Source organism: Vibrio sonorensis (genome assembly GCF_001854765.1).
Classification (GTDB): Bacteria; Pseudomonadota; Gammaproteobacteria; order Enterobacterales; family Vibrionaceae; genus Vibrio; species Vibrio sonorensis.
In genome coordinates this window covers 1-1,321 of the sequence record NZ_LJJE01000056.1, presented here as the reverse complement: position 1 = coordinate 1,321, position 1,321 = coordinate 1, and the positions used below count along the sequence as shown (strand labels likewise).

General features: G+C 42.5%; 1 pseudogene. It reads left to right on the top strand.

The features are described 5' to 3' along the window. A pseudogene (locus BLO31_RS09265) lies at nt 1-1,237 on the top strand (transposase); the annotation flags it as partial. Between the last annotated feature and the right edge of the window lie 84 nt (nt 1,238-1,321).

The window sequence follows — 1,321 nt, the reverse complement described above, 5'->3', positions numbered from 1 at the left end:
TTACTTAGATGCCTTCAAAAGTATCGGAACTAAGAAGCTAGGGAGTAAGGCGAGAGAAGAAGACTTGCTCGCTTGTATCTTTGGCAATGGCTCTAATTATGGATTGGATTGCATCACATGTCATCGATATCTGATCGAGCCATTGGTGTTCTGAGAGCCGTTAATGATGGGTACATTCGGCCGGAGACGCGACAAGCGATGCCAATGAAGTGATTTCGGATGCCCTGGCAAAACTTCCGATCTTTAAACATTACACAATCAATGAGTCCACACCCTTTGGTAGTATTGATGGTCAAAAGCAGGCCTGCCGTATCAATACATTCAAAGCTCGATTTTCAGCAAAATACTTCCGTAAGGGCAAAGGAGTATCCGCCCTTACGTTGGTTCAAACCATGTGCCTATCAACACCAAGATCATTTCAGCTAACGAGTATGAGAGACATCACGCTTTTGACTTGCTATATAACAATAGCAGCGATATTCAGCTTAAAGCGTTAGCAACCGATACTCATGGGGTCAATAACGTCAACTTTGCGATCCTTGACTTATTTGGTTACCAATTCGCTCCACGATACGCCAAGTTTAAATATGTCTTCCATGATTTGTTCGAAATAGAGCATGGAGAAACCGTATCATTAAAGCTGCGCCGACTGTTTAACACCTCACTAATCAAACGTGAGTGGGAAAATATTCAAAGGATCATTTGCTCATTAAGTCGTAAGACAACGACACGAAGTACGATCATTACCAAGCTGTCGAATGGTAAACAGAACAGTCGAACATTAGCCGCACTTAGAGAGTATGACCGAATCATTAAGTGCCTTTATATACTTGATTATGTTAACGATAAAGTCCTACGACAGTTTGTCCAGCAAGCTTTGAACCGCGGAGAAGCCTACCACCAACTACGTCGAGCTATTGCGTCAATCAATGGAAATCAATTCCGTGGAGGCAATGATTATCAGATAGATCAGTGGAATGATTGTGCGAGAATTATTGCAAACTGCATCATTTATTATAACTCGGCCTTACTATCCAATCTGATTGAGAAGTTTGAGCAAGAAGGTAATCAGGAAGTGGTGAATCTGATAGCGGGTTTATCACCAGTCGCATGGCGTCATATCCAACTTGCCGGTAATGACACCTTTGGTATCCAGAAAGACAATATTGTTCTAGATAAGCTGCTTGAGAACTTAGAGCCCTGGGGAGAAGAAAGCATGGTCGAACAGGTGACTTAAGAAGGACATTAGAAAATAAGCCATTCCCCTCAGCCCTTACAAATAAAGGCTGAGGGCTTACATTGGACTTTTCGCTGAAATGGG